The sequence below is a fragment of the Halomicrobium sp. HArcel3 genome, from assembly GCF_058933135.1.
In genome coordinates this window covers 36,345-60,161 of sequence record NZ_JBZYDN010000011.1, presented here as the reverse complement: position 1 = coordinate 60,161, position 23,817 = coordinate 36,345, and the positions used below count along the sequence as shown (strand labels likewise).

At 61.9% G+C, this 23,817-nt stretch carries 21 protein-coding genes and 16 tRNA genes; 11 read left to right on the top strand and 26 right to left on the bottom strand.

Going from position 1 to position 23,817, the window contains the following annotated elements:
• Positions 1–73: 73 nt before the first annotated feature.
• Complete coding sequence (locus AC5FRV_RS19730; protein WP_493562788.1) at positions 74–901, bottom strand: DUF7979 domain-containing protein; 828 nt, start codon at positions 899–901, stop codon at positions 74–76.
• 307 nt (positions 902–1,208) lie between these two features.
• Between AC5FRV_RS19730 and AC5FRV_RS19725 the strand changes: the two genes are divergently transcribed.
• Together AC5FRV_RS19725 and AC5FRV_RS19720 are read left to right on the top strand one after the other, a co-directional pair.
• Complete coding sequence (locus AC5FRV_RS19725; protein ID WP_493562787.1) at positions 1,209–1,658, top strand: hypothetical protein; 450 nt, start codon at positions 1,209–1,211, stop codon at positions 1,656–1,658.
• Between the two features lie 209 nt (positions 1,659–1,867).
• Complete coding sequence (locus AC5FRV_RS19720) at positions 1,868–2,431, top strand: DUF8130 domain-containing protein (RefSeq protein ID WP_493562786.1); 564 nt, start codon at positions 1,868–1,870, stop codon at positions 2,429–2,431.
• Positions 2,432–2,523: 92 nt separating this feature from the next.
• Here the strand turns inward: AC5FRV_RS19720 and AC5FRV_RS19715 are convergent, their stop codons facing one another.
• The 4 genes from AC5FRV_RS19715 to AC5FRV_RS19700 form a co-directional block, all read right to left on the bottom strand.
• Positions 2,524–2,934 (bottom strand): hypothetical protein, encoded by a 411-nt coding sequence (locus AC5FRV_RS19715; RefSeq protein ID WP_493562785.1) that lies wholly within the window; start codon positions 2,932–2,934, stop codon positions 2,524–2,526.
• A 1,706-nt stretch (positions 2,935–4,640) separates the two neighbouring features.
• Complete coding sequence (gene xseB / locus AC5FRV_RS19710; RefSeq protein ID WP_493562784.1) at positions 4,641–4,820, bottom strand: exodeoxyribonuclease VII small subunit; 180 nt, start codon at positions 4,818–4,820, stop codon at positions 4,641–4,643.
• A gap of 8 nt (positions 4,821–4,828) precedes the next feature.
• Complete coding sequence (gene xseA, locus AC5FRV_RS19705; protein ID WP_493562783.1) at positions 4,829–6,055, bottom strand: exodeoxyribonuclease VII large subunit; 1,227 nt, start codon at positions 6,053–6,055, stop codon at positions 4,829–4,831.
• Between the two features lie 160 nt (positions 6,056–6,215).
• Positions 6,216–7,229 carry a DUF7344 domain-containing protein gene (locus tag AC5FRV_RS19700; protein ID WP_493562782.1) on the bottom strand — a complete coding sequence of 338 codons (1,014 nt, stop codon included), beginning with the start codon at positions 7,227–7,229 and terminating at the stop codon, positions 6,216–6,218.
• Positions 7,230–7,747: 518 nt separating this feature from the next.
• Between AC5FRV_RS19700 and AC5FRV_RS19695 the strand changes: the two genes are divergently transcribed.
• The 5 genes from AC5FRV_RS19695 (at position 7,748) to AC5FRV_RS19675 (ending at position 12,622) form a co-directional block, all read left to right on the top strand.
• Complete coding sequence (locus tag AC5FRV_RS19695) at positions 7,748–8,110, top strand: MarR family transcriptional regulator (RefSeq protein ID WP_493562781.1); 363 nt, start codon at positions 7,748–7,750, stop codon at positions 8,108–8,110.
• Positions 8,103–8,438, top strand: coding sequence for a hypothetical protein (locus AC5FRV_RS19690; RefSeq protein ID WP_493562780.1), 336 nt, complete (start codon positions 8,103–8,105; stop codon positions 8,436–8,438). Before AC5FRV_RS19695 ends, AC5FRV_RS19690 begins: the two co-directional genes overlap by 8 nt.
• Positions 8,439–8,732: 294 nt before the next feature.
• Complete coding sequence (locus AC5FRV_RS19685) at positions 8,733–9,908, top strand: outer membrane protein assembly factor BamB family protein (protein WP_493562779.1); 1,176 nt, start codon at positions 8,733–8,735, stop codon at positions 9,906–9,908.
• A complete protein-coding gene (locus AC5FRV_RS19680) occupies positions 9,901–11,181 on the top strand; it encodes an outer membrane protein assembly factor BamB family protein (protein ID WP_493562778.1) in 1,281 nt (426 codons plus the stop codon). Before AC5FRV_RS19685 ends, AC5FRV_RS19680 begins: the two co-directional genes overlap by 8 nt.
• Positions 11,182–11,371: 190 nt before the next feature.
• Positions 11,372–12,622, top strand: a complete 1,251-nt coding sequence (locus AC5FRV_RS19675) for an outer membrane protein assembly factor BamB family protein (protein WP_493562777.1) — start codon at positions 11,372–11,374, stop codon at positions 12,620–12,622.
• Between the two features lie 48 nt (positions 12,623–12,670).
• Here AC5FRV_RS19675 and AC5FRV_RS19670 read toward each other — a convergent pair whose 3' ends face one another.
• From AC5FRV_RS19670 to AC5FRV_RS19570, 21 genes are all read right to left on the bottom strand, one after another.
• Positions 12,671–13,012, bottom strand: coding sequence for a hypothetical protein (locus AC5FRV_RS19670; protein ID WP_493562776.1), 342 nt, complete (start codon positions 13,010–13,012; stop codon positions 12,671–12,673).
• A gap of 59 nt (positions 13,013–13,071) precedes the next feature.
• A tRNA-Gly gene (locus AC5FRV_RS19665) sits at positions 13,072–13,146 on the bottom strand.
• A 76-nt stretch (positions 13,147–13,222) separates the two neighbouring features.
• Positions 13,223–14,119: a hypothetical protein gene (locus tag AC5FRV_RS19660; RefSeq protein ID WP_493562775.1), complete on the bottom strand. Its 897-nt coding sequence runs from the start codon at positions 14,117–14,119 to the stop codon at positions 13,223–13,225.
• A 163-nt stretch (positions 14,120–14,282) separates the two neighbouring features.
• A complete protein-coding gene (locus tag AC5FRV_RS19655) occupies positions 14,283–15,806 on the bottom strand; it encodes a TROVE domain-containing protein (RefSeq protein ID WP_493562774.1) in 1,524 nt (507 codons plus the stop codon).
• Between the two features lie 249 nt (positions 15,807–16,055).
• A tRNA-Arg gene (locus AC5FRV_RS19650) sits at positions 16,056–16,130 on the bottom strand.
• 725 nt (positions 16,131–16,855) lie between these two features.
• A tRNA-Glu gene (locus tag AC5FRV_RS19645) sits at positions 16,856–16,928 on the bottom strand.
• 65 nt (positions 16,929–16,993) lie between these two features.
• Positions 16,994–17,066 (bottom strand) — tRNA-Lys (locus AC5FRV_RS19640).
• Positions 17,067–17,215: 149 nt separating this feature from the next.
• Positions 17,216–17,290 (bottom strand) — tRNA-Ala (locus AC5FRV_RS19635).
• A 235-nt stretch (positions 17,291–17,525) separates the two neighbouring features.
• Positions 17,526–17,930, bottom strand: a complete 405-nt coding sequence (locus tag AC5FRV_RS19630) for a hypothetical protein (RefSeq protein ID WP_493562773.1) — start codon at positions 17,928–17,930, stop codon at positions 17,526–17,528.
• A gap of 90 nt (positions 17,931–18,020) precedes the next feature.
• Positions 18,021–18,092, bottom strand: a tRNA-Met gene (locus AC5FRV_RS19625).
• Positions 18,093–18,094: 2 nt separating this feature from the next.
• Positions 18,095–18,167 (bottom strand) — tRNA-Tyr (locus AC5FRV_RS19620).
• Between the two features lie 47 nt (positions 18,168–18,214).
• Positions 18,215–18,287 (bottom strand) — tRNA-Glu (locus AC5FRV_RS19615).
• Between the two features lie 122 nt (positions 18,288–18,409).
• A tRNA-Tyr gene (locus AC5FRV_RS19610) sits at positions 18,410–18,481 on the bottom strand.
• 292 nt (positions 18,482–18,773) lie between these two features.
• A tRNA-Leu gene (locus tag AC5FRV_RS19605) sits at positions 18,774–18,856 on the bottom strand.
• Between the two features lie 96 nt (positions 18,857–18,952).
• Positions 18,953–19,036, bottom strand: a tRNA-Leu gene (locus tag AC5FRV_RS19600).
• 4 nt (positions 19,037–19,040) lie between these two features.
• Positions 19,041–19,122: transfer RNA gene (locus AC5FRV_RS19595), tRNA-Leu, on the bottom strand.
• A gap of 2 nt (positions 19,123–19,124) precedes the next feature.
• Positions 19,125–19,211: transfer RNA gene (locus AC5FRV_RS19590), tRNA-Ser, on the bottom strand.
• 2 nt (positions 19,212–19,213) lie between these two features.
• Positions 19,214–19,295, bottom strand: a tRNA-Ser gene (locus AC5FRV_RS19585).
• Between the two features lie 94 nt (positions 19,296–19,389).
• Positions 19,390–19,462 (bottom strand) — tRNA-Pro (locus AC5FRV_RS19580).
• Between the two features lie 216 nt (positions 19,463–19,678).
• Positions 19,679–19,752, bottom strand: a tRNA-Asp gene (locus tag AC5FRV_RS19575).
• A gap of 1,139 nt (positions 19,753–20,891) precedes the next feature.
• Entirely contained in the window at positions 20,892–21,203 is a 312-nt protein-coding gene (locus tag AC5FRV_RS19570) for a hypothetical protein (RefSeq protein WP_493562772.1), read from the bottom strand.
• A 208-nt stretch (positions 21,204–21,411) separates the two neighbouring features.
• Between AC5FRV_RS19570 and AC5FRV_RS19565 the strand changes: the two genes are divergently transcribed.
• From AC5FRV_RS19565 to AC5FRV_RS19550, 4 genes are all read left to right on the top strand, one after another.
• Positions 21,412–22,038, top strand: coding sequence for a DUF6735 family protein (locus AC5FRV_RS19565; RefSeq protein ID WP_493562771.1), 627 nt, complete (start codon positions 21,412–21,414; stop codon positions 22,036–22,038).
• Between the two features lie 101 nt (positions 22,039–22,139).
• On the top strand, positions 22,140–22,574 hold the full coding sequence (locus AC5FRV_RS19560; RefSeq protein WP_493562770.1) for a DUF5518 domain-containing protein: 435 nt from the start codon (positions 22,140–22,142) through the stop codon (positions 22,572–22,574).
• A 403-nt stretch (positions 22,575–22,977) separates the two neighbouring features.
• On the top strand, positions 22,978–23,361 hold the full coding sequence (locus AC5FRV_RS19555; RefSeq protein WP_493562769.1) for a MarR family transcriptional regulator: 384 nt from the start codon (positions 22,978–22,980) through the stop codon (positions 23,359–23,361).
• Between the two features lie 6 nt (positions 23,362–23,367).
• Positions 23,368–23,718, top strand: coding sequence for a type II toxin-antitoxin system PemK/MazF family toxin (locus AC5FRV_RS19550; protein WP_493562768.1), 351 nt, complete (start codon positions 23,368–23,370; stop codon positions 23,716–23,718).
• The last annotated feature ends 99 nt before the right edge of the window (positions 23,719–23,817 follow it).

The following is a 23,817-nucleotide window of genomic DNA, read 5'->3' as shown; positions in this document are numbered from 1 at the left end:
CTTCACCCTCGGGGTCAAGCCCCGAGGCACTCGGCCTGTTCCGCCTGTAGAACGAGCGGGAAAAACCGTTCTTTCAGCACCTCGTCAAACTATACAGTTCGAGCAGGTATCGCTCTCCCTCGTAGGAAACGTACCAGTGGTTGCGGGCTGGATCTGGGAGGTCGGAGATGCTGTCCATTCGTTCTCGCAGCTTTTCGTAGCCGGGTGAGGGTTCGTTACAGTCCTCGTAGTCCTCGTCCTCACCAGCGTCGATAGCCGCCTCGAGGACCGTTCGCTCGTCGGTCGATAGATCCTCCAGCACAGTGAGATACCGGTCGGCAGCGTACATTCTGAACGACTCCGTCGAGTCCGCGACGCGAGTCGCGGTGTAGTCGAAGGTCCGTCGGGTGTTCGTCCTGTCCTCGGTCGAGATTGTGACGCGGTACTCTCGGCCGTCCCACTCGACCCACGTCGTCCCCGCCCCGACGAGTTCTGAGTCTGCAGTGCCCCGTGGGTACGGGGCTGGGCTGTCACCGACACTCAGTCCCTGTCTGGGGAGGCCTTCGCGTGAGTACGCCGGCCCGAGCACCAGGTATTCGAGCGCGTGCTGGTCGACCGCAGGGAGGTCAGCGTAGGTGAGGACAGTTTCGTCTTCGGGCGCCTCCCGGCCGTTCTCCCAGGAGAGATCGGCCGTCTTCGCCGGGACCGCCTCGGACCCAGTCTGTTCGTAGTCGATCCGGTAGTACGCGCCGTCACGGCGTGTGTACTGCTCGTTCCGTATCGGCCGCTGGCCATAGGTCTCGAGGACGACTCCGTCTTCGGCAAAGATTCGATCGACGAGCCGCTGCTGGGCAGGTCGAAATCCCGTGACGAGCTGTTCGGTCGGTGCGAACGGGGAAATGGAGACCGTGTACCCACGCATACACTCTGGGGTTGCTGGTGGTGTCTCGGACTCGTCAGTCGGAGATGATGAGCGCTGGGCCGTCTCGGACGTCGGCGTCGCTGACCGATTCGACCCCGGAGAATCACCGATGCAGCCGCCACCCAGCAGCGGAGCTGCGGCTGCGAGGAGGGACCGTCTCGATTTCATGGCAATCGATTTCTGAAATAGTATAATGGGCTTTGTGGGGGCGGAAGTGAGACACTCGCTGGATTCCGTCCTGGTGGCTTCTTCTAGCGACGATGGAATCGCCTCAAAGTACTTGGTACTGCACTTTCGGGTAGTGAGTATGCACTACCGAGAAGCGGGCGCTCTGGTCCTGTCCGGCACCAGCCGCCAGAACTCCCTGCTCGCGACGGGGAGTGGCATCCTTCTCGGTGTCTCCGTGTGGCTACTCGATCCGATCCTCGGTGTGGAGTGCTGGTTGTGGCCGTCCTCGCTCGTCGATTGGGCCGTTGTCGCTGGATCCGTCCTGCTCGCCGTAGGAGTCACGTTCGACCGGGCGGGCCTCCTTGCGGCGTGCTGGGTGAACGTTCCCGCACACGTTGCGTTCGCACACCACCATTACAGTCAGACCGGATTCGTCGTCCTCCCTTTCCAGAACGACCTCCTGTCCTACGCACTCATCTCGGCCCAGATCGCGGTCTTCTATGGCATACTCGGGTATCTTCTCGGCACCGCAAGCCGATGGGGGATCGACCGCTCGTCTGTCGGTAGCTCGGGGGCCATCGAGAGATAGGCATTCGTGGTGTGCGGTTACTCCAAGCCTTCTTCAGGAGAGTTTGCAAGCCACAATAGTCGCTTCAGACAATGGATTTACCGGTAGAACAGAAGCAACTCGTCATGAAACGACGGCGCGTGCTGGCTGGTATCGGGGCGATGTTCCCTGATTGAGGGCAGTGGCACACAGAATATGTTTAACCCATCTCTCACACGATACCCCAAGTAATGAGGCGAAGAGCGCTCCTGAAAGCGAGCCCGTCGCTCCTGGCTGCTGGTTGTATCGGAACGCCGGGCAGTCAGGGACCACAGAGCGGTGTGGCCGTCGAAGCTACTGTTACCAACCCAGCGGACGAGTACGCGGTAGCCGTCGATGTCGTGGACGTCGCTTCTGAGGAGGCACTTGCTGATCTTCACATCACAGTCACGAACACTGGCGACGATACCGTCTCGGTCTCGTCGGGAGCGCCGAAGCCCTTTGGAATACTCGTCGCTGATTCAGTAGACACTGACGCCGCTCTCTTGCTGTGGACTGAGAGATATACTACTTCGAGTGGGATTGGGACTGATGAGTATCGGGTTGAATCCTGGACCGACGGCTATTATACGGTAGTACTGCAACCAGCTGACTCGCTATCAGCGACATATACGCTCCGGGCGGACACCTCGATTGGAGACCTCTCTACAGAGATTGCCGAAGGAAGATACGAGCTTTCGGGTTACGACGAGGAGCCTTTCGAGATAAACGGAACTTCCGCAGACGTGGAATTAGGAATTCTCGAAGGACTCTGATGACACCCCTCACAAAACACTCATACGCCCGTTCTGTCAGAACAGTATGAACCATCGCAATTCTGCTCGCTCTCGGCGCTACCGCAGGGGTCTCACTCAGCGGAGACAGTAAACGGCATGCCGATAGCGTATCCTCGATTTTCGAGTTTCTCGGCCGTGATGCCCCAGTAGACGAACCGGTACGTCCCGGGTTCGAGCGTATCGCAGACGTGGTACGTGGCGGCCTCGTTTTCGAACGAGCCCGTCAGACCATCTTTCGACACTGGCAGTTCCCACGTGAATCCCTCTCTCGGTCCGTGACGATACGCGAGATCATTGTACGCCGGCTGCTCCATCTCCGTCCCGAAGATGGAATGCCACCCGCTTTCGGCCTGATACTGGATATCGTATCGCTTCTTGGTTCCTGTCTCCTGGGGCTCGTCAGTGACATTGGAGACGTGGGCAACGAGGGTCTCTCCCAGTGCTAGCGAGCGGGTGTCGAGACTTACGGCGTCCGGTCTCATCGTTTGAGTTAGCGCGCAAGAGACGATCGTTCTGACCCATAATCTCACCGATCGACGATCGTCTTACTCAAAAATTCTCAGCTGAATTTGAGTTACTCGGAAAACACCGCTGTTACTCAAATTCCAATTCAGTAGATTCGTTTCGGCTCGCTCCCGCTATATCGCATCTCGCTACTCGTTCCAACACAAGGTCCAGTATGCATGGAACAGGAGATGATTTAGTGTACTGAGAGATTCGCCTTGTCTCTAGAGGGGGACTCTAATGCGGAACACGGACACTATCCGGAACCTGGGGGCGAAGATATCCTTCGTGAGTGTCTGGGCCGTTTGAACAATGATACTGCTAATTCTTGTTCTGCACCTGAGATGCAGGGAATTCTCAACCTGTGGTTTGCTCATGAATCTCCAGGAAGTTACTGGCACAAAGAGCGGTTTCTACACACTCTGGTGTTGGATAGTCTGAAAGCCCCCTCGCGCTCACGGGCTGCGACCGCACCTGCGCTCCTCGTTTCACTGCGGTGCTTGGCGGGTCTCGCCTCGTGAGCACTCGGCCCCTTTCAGTCCCGCCCCGTGGGTTGTTGCGGAAGGGCTACTGTGTCGGCGAGTAGCTCAGCAGAAATTCCGTGTGGCATACACGCGCGTCTTCCCTCCCTCTTCAGCGACTGCCACGCCGACCCCTTCCGTGTTCCAGTAGGATCGGAGGATGTTCTCGCGATGGCCACTGGAGTTCATCCACTGGGTGGATTTCACCCCTTTCCTCGAACGCACGGCGATTCAACGCTGGCCGTCGCTCTTATATTGCCTGTACCCCTCCGAGAGGGTTTTGATAGCAGCGAGAGCCATCGTTAGTTGGGCTACTTCCCAAACGACAGATGGCAATCCGAATGGGGCACGTGCAGCTTTTTCTGAATGTTGATTGGTGGTCTCTCTCTCATCCAAACTACCACTGTCTCCAGAGGGAGACGGTGTCCGTGAGAATTCTGCTTCCTCTTCAGAGGTGGACCTCTCGGTCGGTGTTTGTGTCGTAGCAGACGACAGCGACTCCGGTTGTCGAGTCGGACTGCTCGTTGGAGACTGTTTATCGGTCGTTACCTCCGTCTTGGAGACGATCTCGAAATCTACCTGTGCGGAATCTTTTGGGTCACTATGCTGATCGAACCCCTGGTTGTAGATGCTGAATTCGGCGACGTACGCACCAGACTCTAGCAAAAGCGTTTTCGTTTGTATCTCTATTTGTTCTCGTCCACCGTTCCCTGGTAACTCGACCGGTTCCGTTTCGGATTCCTCCAAAACCGTTCCGTCACTTTCGTCCCTGATCTGAGTCTGTACCGTTATCTCCTTTCTCTGACTGCTCTCATTCCGTACTACGATCTCGTTCGTGTACCGCTCGTTCTCGTGGATCGTTTTGTTAGCGCTATCGATCGTCGTAATACTGATATTGGTGTGATTGAGGTCGGATAATCCGCTCAATGGTACCAATCCGACCGATCTAATCACCTCGCGACGGTGGACGGTTCTCTTACACCCCATTCGCTTTTCTATTTGCTACGATCAGTCCAGGTTGGAAATACATTTGCCCCGAATTTCCGGATTGTAGCTACTGTCCCCGTGGATTCCTCCAATCCAGCATTTTCAATGAGTACCGTGAATCGACAGCAGTTGAATTGGGATGAACCCCCTGAATACCACGAGGCCCCAACGAGGAATCACTGGTGAGTTTGCACATCCCCGTCCCCGATATCTAGCTGACCTTGGAGTTCGTCTATGAGTTGCTGCCCTTCCTCGTGGAGTTCGTTCGCTCGTTCGAGCGACACCTCACCGTCTTCGATCTGGGTGATGATGTGTTCTAGTCGTTCGGTCTTCTCGCCGATGGAGTTCTCGGTCATGGTGGTCGTTAGAGAGTGGTGATGATGTAGCCCAGTGCCAGGAACAGGAGGAGTACTAACGCCGCGATGGCGATGCGCTGGCGGCGCCTGGTGGCCTCGTAGGCTTCGACTGCCTCCGCGGTCTCCTGCTCGTGGATGATCTGTTGTTTGCGCTGCTCGTGGGCGTGGTCGAGCCGGTTCTGGAGTGAGGTGAGCCGTTCCCGAGTGACCGTCTCGAACGCGTGGTCGAGGTCGGTGGACAGCTGAGCGAGTCGATCCGAGACGAGCTGCTGGTACGCGCCGTCGAGGTCCTGTTCGTAGTCGTCGACGCGGTTGGTCACCGTTCGTCCGTAGGCGTCTTCGAGTCGGTCTGAGAGGGTCTCGAGTTCCTCTTCTAAGTCGTCCTTCCGCGGGACGACTTCACCGACCTCGGTGGGTGTCATGACGCGCTGGTCGGCTACCTCGTCGGCGAGCGTTCGGTCGTTCTCGTGGCCGACCCCGACGACGATCGGGGTGTCGGTGCCGTGGATGACGCGACACAGCGGCGTCTCGTTGAACACCCGGAGGTGTTTGTCGGCGCCGCCACCTCGCGTGAGGACGATCAGGTCGACGGTCGCGTCGTCGTCGAGTTCGCTGATGGCGCTCATCATACTCATCATCGCGTCGTCACCCTGGACGCTCGTGCCCTGGACGACGATATCGACGTCGGGGTGGCGTTCGTGGATGCTCGTGACGGCGTCCGTCCTGGCGTCGCTCTCGGCGCTCGTCGCGATGCCGATCGTGGTGGGGAGTTCCGGGAGTAGTTGTTTCGTGTCGGGGTCGAGCAGGCCGTCCTCCTCGAGTGTTGTTCTGTTCTCGGCGTAGACCTGCTGGTACGTCCCCTCGCCGACCTCGACGATGTCGTCGACGACGATGGAGACCTGGCCCTCTGCCTCGTAGTACGAGAGGTCGCCCTTCACCGCGACCTGCGTGCCGTCGTCGACGTCCAGGGCGAGCGTGTCGAGTTTGTAGGAGTAGACGACGCAGTGGACGGTGGCGTCCTCGTGGACCAGGTCGAAGTGGCCGTGACCGTTCGAGGAGACGCCGTAGCCCGAGACGTCCCCGAGGACGTAGTCGTAGTCGAGGTCCGGTGCGTTCTGGACGAGCGCAGCGATCTCGTCGTTGAGGGCGTCGACGAACGTGACGTTCTCCGAGTCGAGCGTGTCGTGGTAGCTCTGGAGGTCCGCTGGTGGGTCGGTGCTCGACTCGGTGCCCATTGGTCACTGGGTTTCTGAGTATCGTATAAAAATGGAACGGGGAGAGGAGCCGTGGATTTTCTCAGGAAGTCGCTGTGTCATTGTGAGCGGCAGGTTTCCAGGTTCCAGAGCCAGGCTAAGGGTGATTCCCTGCCGATCTTCCGATCCGTGATTTCTGTCGTTACTCGAGCAGGCTCGCGCCACTACACCGCTCGACGAGGTCAGATTGCATCTGGTGCAGTGTACGACCGTCCGAGCGAAGCGTAACGGTGCCCTGTTCGTGGTCGAAGTCGACGATCCCCGCCTGATCCAGTCTCGGTAGGTGGGTCTGATAGAGACTGACGTAGACGCGTTTTCGCTCCGTATCTGTGAGTTCTGGGATCGGTTTCTCGTTTTCGCCAGCCGCGACTTCCTTGCTGAGTCCCAGCAGGTCCAGCTGTTTGGGCCCGCCGTCTGCAGTAGCGAGGAGTTCGATCACCCACCGCCGTCGACGGTTCTGCAACAGATCGTAGGCCAGCGAGAGATCAACGTCAAGCTGTCCCGCGTACTGCGCCTCGATTTGCTCCATGATCTCACGCACTGCTCGGCCATTGTCGGTCACGGTGGGCTCGTCGACATCGATGTAATCAACGAGTCCGGAATCGTCCAGCCGAGGCATGTGTAACTGCCGCAGTGAGGTCCAGACTCGTTTTTGCTTTTGTTCCTCTGACATGTCTTCTGTCGTCTCCCGCTCGGCCACTTCTGTGACGATCTCTGAGAGCGTTCCGGAACCACCCAACTCGGTCAGAACGGCCAGCACAGCCTGTCGCCGATCACTGCTGTAGACATCGAGTAGTTCGTCGAGCTCTAGACCAGTGATCCGACCGACACCGTCGTGGGTCGTCGTCCCTCCGTCGAGCCCGAGTAACTGTCCGTAGTCGTAGCCCGGCCTGGTCAACTCGACGATCCCGCGTTCCCGCTCGAACGTCACGATGCCTTCCCGTTCCATTTCCGGAAGGACGTCGCTGAACAGCGTCGCGTGCAGCGCGGCGTATTCCTGGGCTTCTTCGATAGCGTGGTCCTCGATCTGATGGCCTGCGGTGTCGACGAGCTCGCTGGTCGTCCACTGCCGCGGATCGTCCATGAGTGTCTGCAGAGTCGTCAGTCCCGGTTCGCTCGTGACAATCTGTGCAATGTCGAGCGTCTCCTCGGCCACCTGTTTGTCGTCGCTTTCGTCGTCTTCTACTCGTTCGAGCACCGTGCGGACGTCTCGCGGTGGGGTTCCCTGGTGGAACTCCCGGACAATCGCTGGGAGACTCCCGATGCCAGAGAGGATGATGAACGTCTCGACGAACGCCAGGGACGTGTGTTGGTCGACGAGCCACGCAATTCCGAGTGCCAGGACGATCAACACCCCGACGTAGATACTCGGTCGGAGACGCTGGCGTTCCCTCCGTTCACCGACGCTCCTCGAGGCACCACCCATGGTCGGACATCTCGTATTCCCGCGCACCGGCCTATTAAACCTCCTGTCGCCGCTTTCGTCAGTGAGGCTCTCACTCCAGTTGTCGTAGGATTGATTTCCTACCCCATTCCGTGGCAGGTGCGGACTTGGTTTCGCTCACGAACCGACTCGTCCATGGAGTCTCCTGCCGATTCCACAGATGTGATCCACCTCCGGGTGAGAAGTGTGAGGACAAGGGATTAGTACATCCGATACATACCGATACACCGATGCCGATCAGTACAGACCGCTTCGAAGAGATCGACGACGACGGCGACGCCCCGTCACCGGGCACGAACGCCGGCGAGATCCTCTCGTTCCTCGAAGCCAACGCCGACCAGGCGTTCACGCAAAGCGAAGTCGCCGAGGCGACAGACGTCAAACGGGGCTCCGTCGGACCGACACTCGTCCGGCTCCGGGAGTCGGGCCGCGTCGACCATCGCGGGAAGTACTGGCGGATCAGCGACCACGAACGGAGCCTGAACGACGCCGTCGAGCATGCCAGTGCCGTCGCGGCGAGTCACGAAACGGAGTCCTTCGAGTACGACGAGTGGATGGAGCACGCGGTCGACCCGCGCGAGGACCGTGAGTAGCGCGTACGAGAACGGAGCTGTCTTCTGGGCACCGGATCCCTTCAGGCAGGGATCGAACCCGCGACTGTGGCTCGTCCTCGTCGCGGATTCGTTACCGTATCCAGGCCAGGAGTACATCTGTGCCGCCCTGACCACGAGCGACCTTCCGGCCAATCACGAAGTCGGTAGCGACTGGATCAGCGGCAACGATCCAGCGAAGACGTCGTACTGCTCGCCCTGGGTCGTCGCAACGATCAAACACCGGGCGATCGTCAATCCGCAAGGGGAAGTGACGACAGGCTTCGTCGACCAGATGATCGCCGAGTGTGAGGCCTACTTCGACTCTTGACTGGCTAAACGAAGGTCTCGTGCGTCTTTCTAAGTCAGATCGTTCGCAACGGCTCGCCCCGCGCGCCGCTGCCACCTTCCGGTGAGCAAGCTCACCGGCGTCTCGTTCGCTCCGCTCACGAGACCTCCGCGTCGCTCGCGATCGTCCGCTCCGGGCATGCGGTCTCTCTCGTTTCCAACAGTAGACTCGTGACGGGGAAACCAGGATCACTCGAGTCGACCATCGTCTCACCTGATTCAGACCCCCTCCCCTTGAATGCAAGAGTGATATAACGGCCATTAGAACGGCCCACAAATGCCCTCCATGACGCGCCGTGGTGCTCTGGGCGTCGTAGCCGGCTTCGTCGGTAGCATCCCCGGCTGCACCGAGCTTCGCGGTGAGGCGTCGTCCCCGATACAGCGGTCGTGGTATGCGGATGTTCGTGAACCGTCGTCCGTCGCGCTGACTACTGCCGGGAATCTCTTGGCCGGGTCGCACAGCCCGTTCCGTGATCGACCGATCGTCGCTGGCCTGGATAGCCAGACCGGTGAGACTACCTGGACGGTGACGGTCGCAAAAGGCTACAAGTCGCCCATCGGCGTCGGTGACGGGCGAGCGTACGCAATCTCGAAAGCCGAAACGATGGTCGCCGTCGATGCAGCCACGGGTGAGACCGTCTGGCAGCGCCCGCTCGCCCCCATCGATGCGGCCGACCCTGGTGTCGTCGAGTTCGCCCCGATACCCCTGGATGATCGCATCGTCGTTCCGATCTCCGGCACCGAAGACGACGTGCCCGACCGACTGGTCGGTGTCGCCCGGACTGACGGTGAGACGCTGTTCACCCACGAGCTGTCCGCATCGCTGTCAGGCGCTCCTGGCGTGACATCGATTGGTGTCGTGGCACCGCTCGTCGACGGTCGCGTGGTCTTCCTCGACCGGATCGGAGCGGTTGAGTGGACACGGGAGATTGGCGCTGCCCTGTCGGCCGTCGGAACGACGGACGGGACCGCGTACCTCGGCGCCGCCACTGAGGAGTTGCTGGCGCTCGACACCGCGACCGGGACGGCCACCTGGCGTGGCGCACTCGCCAACACTGTGTTCACACGGCCACTGGTGACCGAGGAAAGGGTGTACGTCGGTGGCGCGGACTATACTCTCCGAGCGTTCGATGGGACTTCCGGGCAAGAGCTGTGGCGCGACGACCTCGCGAACGCCGTGACCCACGGGCCGATGGAGGTCGGTGACCGTCTGGTGACGCTAGTCGGCGGGAAGCACCACATCCGTGGCCCAAGCGGCACCGTCCCGTTTACCCCAACCGTGCTCTACGTCCACGAACGGGATGGGACGCGTGTTCGCGCAGTCCCGCTCGATGGGAGGCCGTTCGAAGACGGCGGCAGCGTCGAGTGGGCACAGACGACCGGTGAAACCGTCTATCTCGGACAGAACTTCGGTCTGACACGGCTCGCCCCGGAGGCGATCACCGATGCGTGATCCTAGCGGAGACGAGCAAGAGCCACGGCACGTGACCGCCCGATGGAATGGCAGGGGCTGGTCGCGTCGCCAGGCGCTCGCGTCTATCGCGTCGGCAGGGACGGTCGGGCTGGCAGGGTGTAGCCTGCCATCGGTACCGTCGGGCGTCGAACCCCGCTGGGAGCGTGACTTCGACGCTGCCTCGACAGCAGGACCACCGGCCGCGACCGACACGCACGTTGTCGTCGGCGGACAGGACAAACGACTTCACGGGTTCACAGCCGACGGCGAGCGTCTCTTCGGTGTCGAAACGGGTGGGCCAATCGAATTACGGCCAGCCGTTCCGGCATCGGGCGGACCAGTCCACGTCCACAGTACGGACGGAGACCTCTACACGGTTGGGCTATCGGGCGAGGTGCTGTGGCACGAAGATGGGCAATCCCAAGACGGGTGGCTCGGTCGCCACGGCTCGCTGCTGGTTGGCGTCGACTCGGACACCGAGTCGATCGTCGGATACGACGCGCAAACCGGCTCGCGTCGGTTCCGGCAGCCCGGTCCAGAGTACCCGTTCCCGACGCTCAGTGATGCGGCCTGTATCGTCGGAGTCACGTCTCCGGACGGCGGCAGGAAGCTCGTTACGCTCGCTCCGTCGACTGGTGACCTGCTGTGGGAAACGCCGTCTCGCGACGGCTACCCGTACGTCGTGGCTGCAGGTGACCAGATCGTGACGGCCCGCAACTCTACCGTTCGACTGCGTCGCGCTCGCAACGGACACGTCGTGTGGCGGACAGGGGTGGCCGGCGAGGTGCGCAGTTACTTCGGGTCGCCGATCTGGCTTGCCGAGCACGTCTACGTCCAGGCTGGTCGTGACGACCGCCCGGACGAACTGGTCGCCATCGATACCGACGGGGGAACCGTTCAGTGGCGTCGAACCGGCGGGTACGAACTCGAAACCGTGACAGCGACCGCAGAGGGGGTTTTCGTCGCAAGCTCGGTCGACGAACCGGACGGCGGGATACTGGTCCGGCTGGACGCCTTCGCTCACGATGGTACTCGACGGTGGCAGACGACGACCGATATCGCGATCGGCGGGACGGTCGCGGCACTGGAGCGTGTCGGTGAGCTCCTCGTCGTGGCCAGCGACCACGAGATTGCAGCGTACGACCCTGCTAGCGGGGCACGGAGGTGGCGCTACGAGCCGGAGTCTTCCCGGGTCGGCGTGGCAGCGACCGATAGCCGGCTGTACGTCTCCCTCCGTGACAGCGGTGGGGTAGTGCGGCTCCCGACGAGCTGACGCGGCGCTCTCGAGTTCCGCTTCACTACGCCGGAGTAAGGGTTGTTCTGCCACCCGGGTGAGAGCGATCCAGAAACCACGACGTTCCCAGGTGCTACTCGGGAAGGCCTGTTGCTGACTGAGGAGATACTCAGAAGTCCGCCCTATCCCCATCGACACTGTTATTTTCTCGGCAACAGCGGTGACAATAGTGTCCCTCCACACCAGGCGCCGACTACTCACCACCATCGCGGTCGGCGGGAGTGCTGCTCTCGCCGGCTGCTCGACCGACGGACTCGGCGGGGACTGGCCCCGGACCGCCGAGACGACGACTGACCCGCTCCCTGGCGAGGAGCGCGACTGGCCGCAGTTCGGACGTACCCCCGGACACGCGGGGTTCGCTCCCGAGGTCCGGGTCGATGACCCCACCCCCGCCTGGTCGGTCAGCTTCGACGGCGGGCTGACCTCCCCGGTCGTGGTCGGTGACCGGGTGTTCATTCAGGCCGGTCCAGGGCAGGAGTCGGACGGGAGCGGAGCGGTACTCGCCATCGACACCGACGGAGTCGAACGCTGGCGCCAAGAGCTACCGGGCAGTGGTCTCGGCCACTCAGGGTGTCCACCGATCGTCCACCGCGGCTCGGTGTACATCGGCGGTCTGGATGGTGTCTACGCGCTCGACGCTCGTGATGGAAGCCCGCGGTGGAGCCGGGAGACCGACGGGTCGGTGAACGAGGCTGTCCTCGGTCGTGCCGGCCGGGTGTTTGCCTCCACCGGCGATACGCTGCTGGCGCTCGACACACGCGGCCGAGAGGGGTGGACCTACACCACTGGCGACGACCGGTTCTCGTCGGCCGTCCCTGCGGCTGGTGGCGGCCACGTCCTCTACACGACACACGTGCTTGGGAGCGTGGTCGCCGTCCAACCGGACACGACCGGGGATCCGTCGACGGAGTGGCGCTATGCACCCGGGGAGACGTCCTTCGATACCCCGACGGTGGTCGACGGCGACGCATACATCCCTGGCGAGCGGCTCCACGCGCTGTCGGCAGGAACCGGGGAGGGAAGCTGGACGGCCCCCGTTCGACCGACGGCCGGCGTCTCGACCGACGGCGACCGGCTCTACTTCCCGACCGTGGATGGGGCGCTCGTGGCGCTCGACACCGCAGATGGAACCGAGCACTGGCGCATCTCCCTTGCCTCCGAGAAGGGCGTCTTCCTGCGGACACGCCCACTCGTGACCGATCGATCGGTCGTCGTCACCACGGAGAAGCCACAGCTCGACGAGCGGATTGAGACGGTCGCCGTGGACCGAGAGAGCGGCGAGATCCGCTGGCGGCGTACACAGCCGGGTAACATCGGCTACGACGCGGTTGCTTCAGGTGGCCGGCTCTACGTCCCGGTCCTCTGGGCGTTAACCCGTGACCAGGAGACCGGCGGGACGCTGGTAGCACTGGCCGACTGACGCCCGGTACACGACCACCGAGTTCGCCAACAGAGCACACGAGCGGTGTCAGGCATGACACGCCAAGAGAAGTGGTGAGTCCGGAGCGGATGGTATACGCGTGCCACGTCCGCTTCGCTGCTCTTTAACGGCGACGAACCGAGCGAGCCGCTCTCGCAATTCGCCCGTGGCAACGTCTGTGCGGAGCGCTATCGTCACCTCGACGGTCACGACAGTCGCCGAGAGCCCCGGTTCGAGTCCACGCAGTCCGTCGACGACGACACTCACGACGTCGTCTGTCCGTGCGAGACGATTTTCCGCGCTCGTAACGAGGTCGACCCCGCTGCTGGGGATCCGGATCGAGACGATAGCTGTCGCTGTCGAGTCAGTGCGATCGTGGGAAATTGCCATGTGGTTTCACCTCAAATGAACCGGGGTTCGTGGACAGTGCCGACGAGTGACGCTTCGGATGCGCGAGGGGTGATTCGAACACCCGTTTCGGTCGTGGCAGGACCGGGTGATGGGCCAGACTACACTACTCGCACGCTGCGAACGAAGAGGAAAACAGCTCTGTCGACGTGGTACTAGCGAGTGGCGTGACCAACGAGATACAAAGAGCTGCTACAGGTCTCGCCGGTCGAGATGCGCTTCGAGTGCTGCGATTACATCTGCCTCGTGAGTCACGAGATCCTGGCGTGAGCATCGAATGTCGATGTAGGGCAGCTGTCGGTGGAGAACGACCGCGTCGTCGGTGACGCTAACTCCGTCGAACTGGGACCACGGGGTAAGCTGAAGAGAGACGAACCATCTCGTCCCTCGTCGCTGTTCCAGCCCCGCGGGGGTCAAACGATACGTCCGCTCGTCCACCAGGCTGGCGATACTGAACACCAGCACAATCCCGAGTGGGAGCGCATGGAATACTATCTGCCCCCATTGCCAGAAGGCCAGTCCGAACGGCAGGCCGACGGCGACGAGCGTGCCGATCGCGACCCTTACCCGGTCCCGCCGTGGCCACCCCGCCGTCCATTCGACGCGGACGTCGCTGTCCACGACCGTCTCGTCTACGATACGAGCGCGGGCCATCTGAACCAGCGCGGTTCCCAGACAGGTAGCCGCTATTCCCGAGAGGAAACCGGCAAACCCGATGAGATTTGCCGCGCTCTCCGGCTGGAGATCCGTGACAGTGAACGCGATGAACAGGAACACGTACCAGAAGTACACGAACAGCGGGATTATTCCGACAGCAGGGACGAGCAGCGCTGTCCACGTGGAGTTGAACCACGCGACGATTCCGCCCCGGCGCGTGACTTGCCACGCCACCACGGCTGTACAGACCGTCACGACTGCCCCGAGCAATCCGATCGCCGTGGACTCACTACCCAGTTGCAGTCGCTTGACAACGACAAGCAAGAGGGCGGGCGCGATCAGCGCAGCGACGTAGAGACCGGCCACGACACCGAAACGCGTATCCAGTCGCTCCGGCGTCTGAAGGGTCTCTCTGTCGGGCCGGATCTGCATGGGTGAAGATGGTCACGACAGTCAAAACAATTTCCGCTTTGGTGTGACAAGAATAAAACAGCGTGCACACGCCGATCGAGGTCAACCCACGCCGGCCAAGGATTGGGTTCAGTCGCACACGCAGTGCTGTCGATCAACGACAATCGTGCGAGCGGCGTCCCGTTCACGCCGGCTCGAAGGCCTCGATCTCGTCGATGACCTGCGCCGTGTCTTCCGCGTGCTCGATGAACTCGAGGACGTTCTCGGACCAGCCCGAGACGTTGTAGACGTCCTCGTACCCTTCGGGGGTCACGAGGTCGCCGTACGACGCCAGGTCGATCATGTACAGCGACGCATCGGGGGCGACCTCGTCACGGTATGCCTCGAACTCCTCGCGGACCGTCCGGTCGGATCCGAAGTACGTCGAGTCCCAGATCTGCATGTCCGTGAACAGGACGACTCGCTCGACGGCGATGGCCTCCTCGCGGAGGTTCGCCAGCACCTTCCAGCCGTTCGTCGAGTTCCCGACGTCGTCGTCGATACCGAGCACGGCGTCCTGGCGCTGGAGGACCGGCGTGTCGACGTGCATCGACACCTCGCGGAAGTCGTCACCGAACCCACCGACGCGGGCGCCCTGGTCGGCCAGCACCGCACCGAACAGCGCCCCGATCTCCTTGTACCGGAGCGTGCTGTGCTCCGAGAGCACCATATCCATCGACCCGGAGAGGTCGACGCCGACGAACGTGTCGCCGAGGCCGTCGGGGACGTGCTCGACCGAGACGTCGACGGCCTGCTCCAGCCAGCGCTCGACGGCGGGTGCGTCGATCCCGGCATCCTGCAGCGCCGTGTAGACCTGGTAGTACCGGAAGGGGTACAGGGGTGCGTGGCGCACCGCCTCCAGGTCGAGGTGGTCGACGATGACTTTCTCGTCCACACCCGCTTCGAGCATGTTCCGGAGGTTCCGGATCGACGCGAAGATCGGCAGCGAGTACTCGTCGCCCTCGATCAGCGTCTCCCAGGCGTCCCGGGTGTTGCCGCGCTCGGAGACGACCGTCTCCCAGGTCTTCGGCGACGGCAGCGGCTCGACGTCCGGGTAGTCGTCCAGGTCGCCGCGCATGAACCGCTCGAACAGGACCTCCTGTTCCTCGTCGACTGGCGTCGGGTGGACGCGGTTGAACACGTCCCGGAGCGTGACCTCGCGTCGCGAGAGCTCGTACTTGCCGAGCGTGTACGCGTCGGCCATCCCGACGAGGGCGTCCTCGATACCGCGCCGGAGCGGCCACGGTGCCGTCCCGCCGAAGAGTTCGTCGTGGACGGCCAGCGCCGTCGCCGTCTCGTCCATGCGCTGGACGATGGCGGGCGCCCACTCCCGGATCAGCGACTCGTCGGAGTCGTCCTTGAACCGGTCGTCGTTCGCGGCGAGCACGAGCAGGAGCTGTGGGATGTCCCGCAGGTACAGCTCCTGGCGCGCGTACGCGGCGAGCTGCAGGACGAACTCCGGCTCCGCGTCGGCCGCGGCGTCGAACCGTTCGACGACCGCACCGAGGTGCTCCTCGTCGTCCTCGTAGTACGAGTCCTCCAGCAGCTGGTTGATCGTGCGCTTGTACAGGGCGAGTCGTGGGTCGGCAGGGTCGAACGCTTCACCTCCCTCGTGGTTGGTGGTTCGCGTCGCCTCCGCGACCGTCTGAGTGGTGTCGTTGAATCGCATTGCTATCACCGGAGCCGCAAGAGGCGACCCCGAAGGGTGGCCGCTCACGGCGTTCGCGAGCGGTAGACGTCCCCGGCAGGACTGAGCGAAGCAGAAGCTTCGCGAAGGCCGGAAGACGCGACGCGTCTTCCGGAATTCGAACCAGAGGAAGACGTTCCGGGCATGCGGCGCAGAGCGCCGTTCCGGGACTGCGACTTCCAGGGTTCGAATCCTGGTGGGACTCGGCTGCTCGCTATCGCTCGCAGCACACGTCCCCGGCACGATTCGAACGTGCGACACCCGGCTTCGAAGGCCGGTGCTCTGTCCTGGCTGAGCTACGGGGACAAAAACGGTGGCCGGAAAATTACTGGAGCGGACGATAGTGTGCTACCACGTTGCACCAGAGCGGTCGCTCCGCTCCTGGGATTCGAACCCAGATCTCTCGCTCCACAGGCGAAGTATCGCTCCAGATGGACGGCCACCTGGTTGATGAATGTCGGCGACCGGAAAATCGCCGGAGCGGTGTCCATTGTCGGGGCGCTCCCTTTGTCTGGACGATACGGCAGGCCGTTCGGCCTCCCGGCGGGATTTGAACCCGCGTTGGCCACTGAAGTATCGCTCCGACTCGACGGTCGCCGTGTATGAGTGATGGGTGGCCGGAAAACCGACGGAGCGGTGTCCGGTGTCAGGGACTGACCCCTTTGTCCGGACGTGACGATAGACCGAATGGTCTACCGGTGGGACTCGAACCCACTGAGGTGCCTGATAGAAGGAACGCTCCGTCTCGACGACCACCCAGTTGGGTCGTGTCCAGCGGCGAGCAGGACGCTGTCAGCGTACCGTGCTACAGCGTTCTGCCTGGTCGTTCGTTCGCAAGGACGCCGGAAAAATGGTGGCGAGGGCGCAGGCCGACATGGCCTGGCCGTGTCCAGAGTGGAGACGAAGTATCTCGCCACCTCGACGGCGTCCCCGCGAAGGGTCGAATCGAATACTCGGTGGAGCGATGTCCGAACTTGGATTCGCCAGCTTTTCTGGCCGGCGTAGTCCAAGGTTCGCCATCGTTCCACCAATACTCCCTCCGGGAATCGAACCCGGCGTTCGGGCTCGAAAGGCCCGCGTGTTGTCCAGGTACACCAAGGGAGCACTCGTGCAGTCGTCTTGTCGCTGGACAGCGAAGATTGCTCACCTACTCTGCCTCCGCGACTCGAAGGGCCCGACGGGATTCGAACCCGCTATCTTGCGGTTAAAAGCCGCGTGCCTGTCCTCATAGGCTCCGGGCCCACATGCATCACCCCGGATTCGAACCGGGGCCTCCGGCTTTGAAGGCCGGCGTCCTGGCCAAACCGGACTACTAGCGCATCTGTGAATGAGAGAGATGGAAACTCCCTCGGATATAGCGCCTCTACGCTGGACGGTGTGTGCCGTCCAAGTGGACACTCCCGGGATTCGAACCCGGAGCTTTCGTCCTGCCAGGACGATGCTCTGCCGAATTGAGCTAGGGGTCCGCGGAAAACGCCGGGCCAAGGACTTGAACCTCGCGCGACTCGGGTAACAGCCGAGTTCCCGCACCAGGCGGGACCGCCCGGCAAGAGGGCCGCCCGGGAATCGAACCCGGCATAGCGCGGGTTAAGGGCCCGCCGCACCACCTTGGTTTGCTTGCGGCCCGCAGTGCTCCAACCCGAATTCGAAGCGAGGTCTCCGGATGGGGATCCAGTGTTCTAGTAGTGGCATCACCACAATTCAACCAGCTCGCTCGAACCCCTCCAGCTGGCCATGTGTGAACGTCACCTGGTAGGAGACAAGTGATTCCACGGCGTCGAACGAGTGCGTAATCCGGAACCGACCGTGGTACGAATCGCGGTGGGTCCACCCGTCGTGGATCTGCTTCCGACAGCCGGCCCCGTACAAGAGATCGTCTTCGTCGACGTCGTCACGACTCGCGTACGGTCGGTCTTCGGGCGGTACGCGTTCGTAGTGGACCTCCTCCTTGTAGAGGTGGCCGTCTGCCGTGATGCGAAATGTCTCCATCGCTGGTCGGTCGATGCCTTTCGTCTGCCACGCGACGTCGCTTGCCGGTGCGACTACGTCAGGGTAGTCGGGGAGGTGCACTCCCTCGAAAAGTTTCACAGTATCGAACAGTCCCATGCATGCTCACCTCGATTGGCAGGGCAGGAGTCGAACCTGCGCTCTCGCCGAAGTCAGCGGCCCGTCCACTCCACTGGACCGCCTGCCAGATTGCGGGACCAGGACTCGAACCTGGGCCTCGGGGTTATGAGCCCCGCGGGCTTGCCACTACCCTATCCCGCAGATCCGCCCACCTCGATTCGAACGAGGGACGTCCCGGTCTACAGCCGGGCGCTCTGGCCACTGAGCTATGGACGGTCTGCTGGCGTGGTGTCGATGTGCCCTCGCGATGTGCTCGCGGCACACGCTCCAGCCCGGATTCGAACCGAGGGCTCGGCCTCGAGAGAGCCGTAAGTTTGGCCACTACTCCACTGGAGCACGGCGGGCCTCGCCCCGTTCGGGGGTCATCGGCGAGAGGACCGAATCGCTTCGCGGAGTCGATCTACTATCGACAGGGCGTGTTTGATCCAATACCAGTTGGCGCACGCGTGTGCGCCGAGTCTCCCCGGCACGACTCGAACGTGCGTCTCCTCCTTTACAGGGAGGCGTCGTGGCCGCTGGACCACGGGAAGTAACTATGCGAGAGCATCGCGCCTCACTGGAACTGGGGAAAACCGTGGGAGGGGGTTGTTTGGCCGACGGATTGCTCCGCCAGCTTACACCGAGGCGTCTCTTCCTCGGAACGAGGGGCTCTCGCCCGTCGTCTGTAAGTGTCAGACGAAGTATCCCTCCCACTCGACCCAGTCTGCTGGTGAGGGGGCCGATTCGACAGGAATGCACCGACCGCTGTCAGCCGTCTGTCTCTCCGATACTGACACCATCGAAGGTGGCTGGTTGTGACTCCAGTGCACCGGCCGGTGCGAATGTCGCCGCCAGGATTCGAACCTGGGTAGGACCTACGCCAGTGGTTCTGAGCCACATCTCGTTGACCACTTGAGTACGGCGACGCAAGTGAGGGAATCATACGCCGGCGCGATGGCCGGCATACCGCCGGAAGACTCATTCCGCTTGTCTTCCGAGGCGTGCCTCGCTTTCGCTCGGCATACCGCCACCAGGACTCGAACCTGGGCGTGCCTCCGCACACACGGATCTCAACCGTGCCCCTTGGACCGCTCGGGCATGGCGGCGTAGTTCCGCGGGGAGGATTCGAACCTCCGAATACCTACGTAGCGAGTCTTAAGCTCGCCGCCTTCGGCCACTTGGCTACCGCGGAAACGGCGGAAGGGCGATTCGAACGCCCGTGCCCTATGCGGGCACCGTGGTTCCAGCACGGCCCCTTAGCCAGGCTAGGGGAATCCCGCCGACGGTGAGACTGGGAGTCGAACCCAGAAGCCTCGCGGCTCTCGATTTCGAATCGAGCGCAGTCACCCATCTGCCTGTCTCACCAAACGCCACGACTCGGATTCGAACCGAGAGGTCGACTAGTGGCGACCACGGCGTAGCAGGCCGCTGGGTTCGCCGATGCCCAGTCGCGGCTCAATGGGTCGACGAGGATTCGAACCTCGGTCCCGTGCACCCAAGGCACGGATCGTGGACCGCTGGACCATCGACCCGAAGTTGGTTGTACGTCTATACGTCTGCGCGACGGTGAGAGTAGCAATTGCTCGCAGACTCTCCCGTCGCGTGGGGGCGTGCTTCGACCGCCGAAGCGGTCGGGAATGTTACATCGGACCATGCAGGTTACAGACCCTTCCGGGCCCAGTACTGCCGGAACGGCACGAGGCCGAACCGGCAGGATAGTGCCTGCCTCGATGAACATCCCTGTCAGACGCCGACGCTGGGATTTGAACCCAGATCACGGCCCCGACAAGGCCGTATGCTAGCCGGACTACACCACGTCGGCACACCAGCGCGGCAATCGCCCCGGGGAGTCCTGGCGAGCGGAGCGAGCCAGGGCACGGGAGAGCTCCGCTCTCCCGGCGAATCGAACCGGAGCCAGACGGTCGCGCACGGAGTGCGCGCTGCGTCTGGCAGGGCTCAGATTCGCGAAGCGAATCTGAACTCCCGACCTCGGGATCCAAAGTCCCGCGTCCCTCACCGGGAGGCTCATACCGCGAGCCTCCCGAGCCCTGTCGCCCGAAAATCGAAGATTTTCGGGATGACGAGAGAGCTTCGCTCTCTCGAACCACCTCGCCTTGCTCGGCAGGACGCCAACGGAGACTCCAGGGCTTGTGAGCGAACGCGAAGCGTTCGCGAGTCTCGATGGAACTCCGTTCCATCGGTGCGCACAGCCGTCGCTGGTCGTGGATGGCGACTGCGTAGCAGTAGCTCGGAACGCCTCGTGGGCGTCAGGAGCTACGTGTTCGCACGATTCTCACGCGCGAACTGGTCAGAACGCCGCGGCCTCCCCTGGCCAGTCAGCCCGTGCCAGAGTGACAGAACTGTGGCTGGGTGAGGTCTGGCGGCGAGCCCGTGTTCCCCAACCCCGGGCGGGTAGTCCGCGTGGGGGCCGAGTTATGCGGGCAGGTGTAACCGGACATTGCCGGCCTGGTAGACGTACGCTGATTTGCGACGTTCACCAGACCAGTCGTCGATATCCGGGGACTCCGCGTCTTGGGAACGTAGAAGCTCGCCGAGAACGCGACCCGCGGCTACGGGCAGGGGCAAACTGGCCGTCCGCGGTGTGTGGCGAGCGTGTATCATCGGAGTCACCTGCTTCGGTGTGTCGAAGACTTCAGTTACCTCTCAGGCGGGTGGAATATTAAAATTAGCCAGGGTGTGGTACACAAACGCACGATACTCGTCCTGGGCTACACCGAGAATGTGGTCGACCTCTCGCTCGTCCATGTAGGCTGCGATGAGGATCACCGTCACGCACGAAGTCCATGAACGCCCGGGACACCGCGTGCATCTGGTCCCGGGGATTGAACAGGGCGTACAGGAACTTCGGGCCGACGACTACCTGATCGCGAATCCTGCCAGGTCGAAAGTGCTCCGCAGTGTCCATCCCGATCGGCGTCTCAACTGGCTCAGCCATGTGAGTCAGGACTGGGAGGACGGGTCGTCGGCGAGCGTGAACGTCTCGTCACTCCCGTGCCATTCGTCGACAAGGTCGTCTTCGGTCCGTGCGTCCGTCGATACTCCATCCGGGTTCGATCCCGAGTCGAGTTCGTCGAGGACGGTAAACGCCCGGTCGTTGGGATCGGCCTGCTGCTGGCGTTCGATCCACTCGAGCACGGCCTCGTGGCCGGCCTCTTCGAGGGAGAGGCCGTGTTGCTCCGCAAACTTCCGGAACCGTTCGTACTCGTCCTCGCTCAGCTCCGTCTGGACGTGCTTGCTCTCGTCGCGACTCATCTGTTCCCCCCTGTCTACCCCGATATAGTATCTCATGTCGCATAGGATATTCCATAACTCGACTTGATGGAATACCGGATTCGAGGTGACCGTCGAGACCGCGTTCTCCTGGGTCTTTCTCCGACTCCAGTAATTCCAGACACCCGATAGCTGTCTTCCGGCGTTTTATCGCCCCCCGAGGGGTGCGGGGGCAATCCCGCAGCACATCATGGCACACAGAGCACTGGTCGCGTACGAGCGACCCGACGGACGATACAACCTGCACTACTCACACGAGGGCGCCTACGAACTCCTGCTGGCGACGGATATCACAGCCGAGACGCCCTTCGGTGGGACAGTCCCGAGTACCGACCAGCGAAACCGGCTCGAACTCATGCTGGAAGTCCAGCCCGACGGCGCCGCGATCTCGGTCGACAGCGGTCGGTACCGGGCGACGCCGGTCGAGATGGAACCGAACGCAATCGCCCTCACACTGGAAACAATCTGTGCAGAGCGTCTCTACTACCTCACGCACGAAGCGTTCTACGTCGTCGATCGGGAGTTCAATATCACGGCGTACCGGACGGTCTCCTTCGCGATGGATCACGTTGCCCATCGCACGAACGAGGGCACCACTGCCGGCAACGGCGCACTCGTCCCGGTCCGGTGGAACGACGGCGAACCAGTCGGCGATGGCGCCCTTCGTGGTCGGCTTCGCGCATTGCGGTCGATCACGCGAGACATGCTCGACAGGGACGTCTTCGACGAGGACGACGCACGGACCTACATGATCGAGAAACTCCAGGCGTGGGTCCACGACGACGCGGAGATCCACGTTCACCGAGCGCCCGAGTAGCCATCAGTTCCCACTGATGGCGGCCGTCGTCTGGTGACGCATCGGTGATCGACTACCACATACATTTATGGCAGGAATCGACGTTGTGACAACTGCCTCATATGATTGGTGCCCTCCGAAATTTCGTAACAGACCATCCTTGGGCCTACGCTCTTCCCGCTGGCCTCGGTTCAGCGGCGTACGTACTGAACAACGCTCCGGAAACAGGGGTACTCGAATACAATATCATTCTCTGGGCAGGACTCATCGGAGGAGTGATGACGCTCGACGGGAGGAAGATGGCGCACCGGGTCGGGCTTCGAACAGGACTGGTTGCCTCGCTGCCCCTCGTCTGGAACATTGCCACTGTCGGCGCTGTGATTCCCACGTTCGACCAGCCACTGTGGTTCGGAATAGTTCAGACGGTTCTGCTGCTCGCAACAGCCATGATTGGAGTCCTGTTCGTTGCTGTGGCAGGTGCCCTGAGTGCAGCGCTAGGAAACTGGCTATCACAGCAGGTCGGTTCAGGACCTGCTTCATCGACAGTCCAGACCTGAGAACGACTGTCTCCTATTACCCCGAGACAGGGAAGGACGTAGCGAAGGAGGCGTGAAGTACTTCCGTGGAATCGGTACCTGACCGCTGGTTGCAGAGTGGAGAAACCGATTCCGACAGACCCAGTATACGACTACAACGAAGTTCATCTGAGCCGTATGGTTTCGGCCGTAGACTTGCTAGAGCCGCCTAACTGGCTCGCTCACCATCTTTCAGCCCTGCTCCGACGACGGCATTGTATCGCCCCCTGAAGGGGTGCGGGGGCATCCAGACCTTCGCATTGTAACAACGAGTTCGCAAGTGGAGCACTGGTCTACTTCGACGATCAGGAGACCCACGACGAGACGTCACGAGTATCGGACTGTGATAAGAACTAATAGCAACTGATACAAATTGATACCAACGATGCCAATCTCCAAGGACGACTTCGAAACGATAGGGGAAGACGACACTACGAGCCTTGACCTCTCACCCGATACCACCCAGGGGAAAATATACAGATTCCTCCTCGCGAATGCAGAAAAGGCATTCCGGCAGCGGGAGCTCGTCGATGCGGTCGATGTTCCGCGGGGGAGCGTCGGACCGACGCTCAAGCGTCTGGAACGACACGACGTCGTCGACCACCGGGGGCGCTACTGGGCGATCGCTGATACAGAACACACCATCGCATCTGCAGGGATCCACGGAGCCTCCACTGCAGACGACATCGACGGTGGCTTCTCCGACGAAGAGGTCGAGACGTGGATGGATTCGGCGGTCGATCCGATTTCGGACGACGAGGAGGTATAGTGCGCAATGGCTGACGAGGGTGAGGTGGTCTGGGCTCCAGATCCGTTCAAGTCGACAAGTGGCAATCCTCGGCCGTGGCTCGTGGTGGCGACTGATTCTCTACCCTATTCGGACGAAGAATCCATCGCCGTTGCATTCATCACGCAATCACATCACTCGGGCAGTCTCAGAGTCCCGAGTAACGCGTGGGTTCGTGGGGAACCGGGGACGCAAAGTTTCGTTCTCCCGTGGACGCTCGCGACGCTGAAAGACGATATCCACATCGCGGGCGTTCAAGGAACTGTCACAGATGAGTTCAGCAATCGCGTGACTGCAGCGACGCTCTCCTACTTCGATCACGAGACTGCTAGTGGTTGAGGCAGGGCTTCTCGTTTCGGAGTGTGAGTTAGATTGACATCCTCCACCTGCCTGAAGGCAGGGGAATCCCCGACACGGGGAATCCGGCCTGCTGAACCG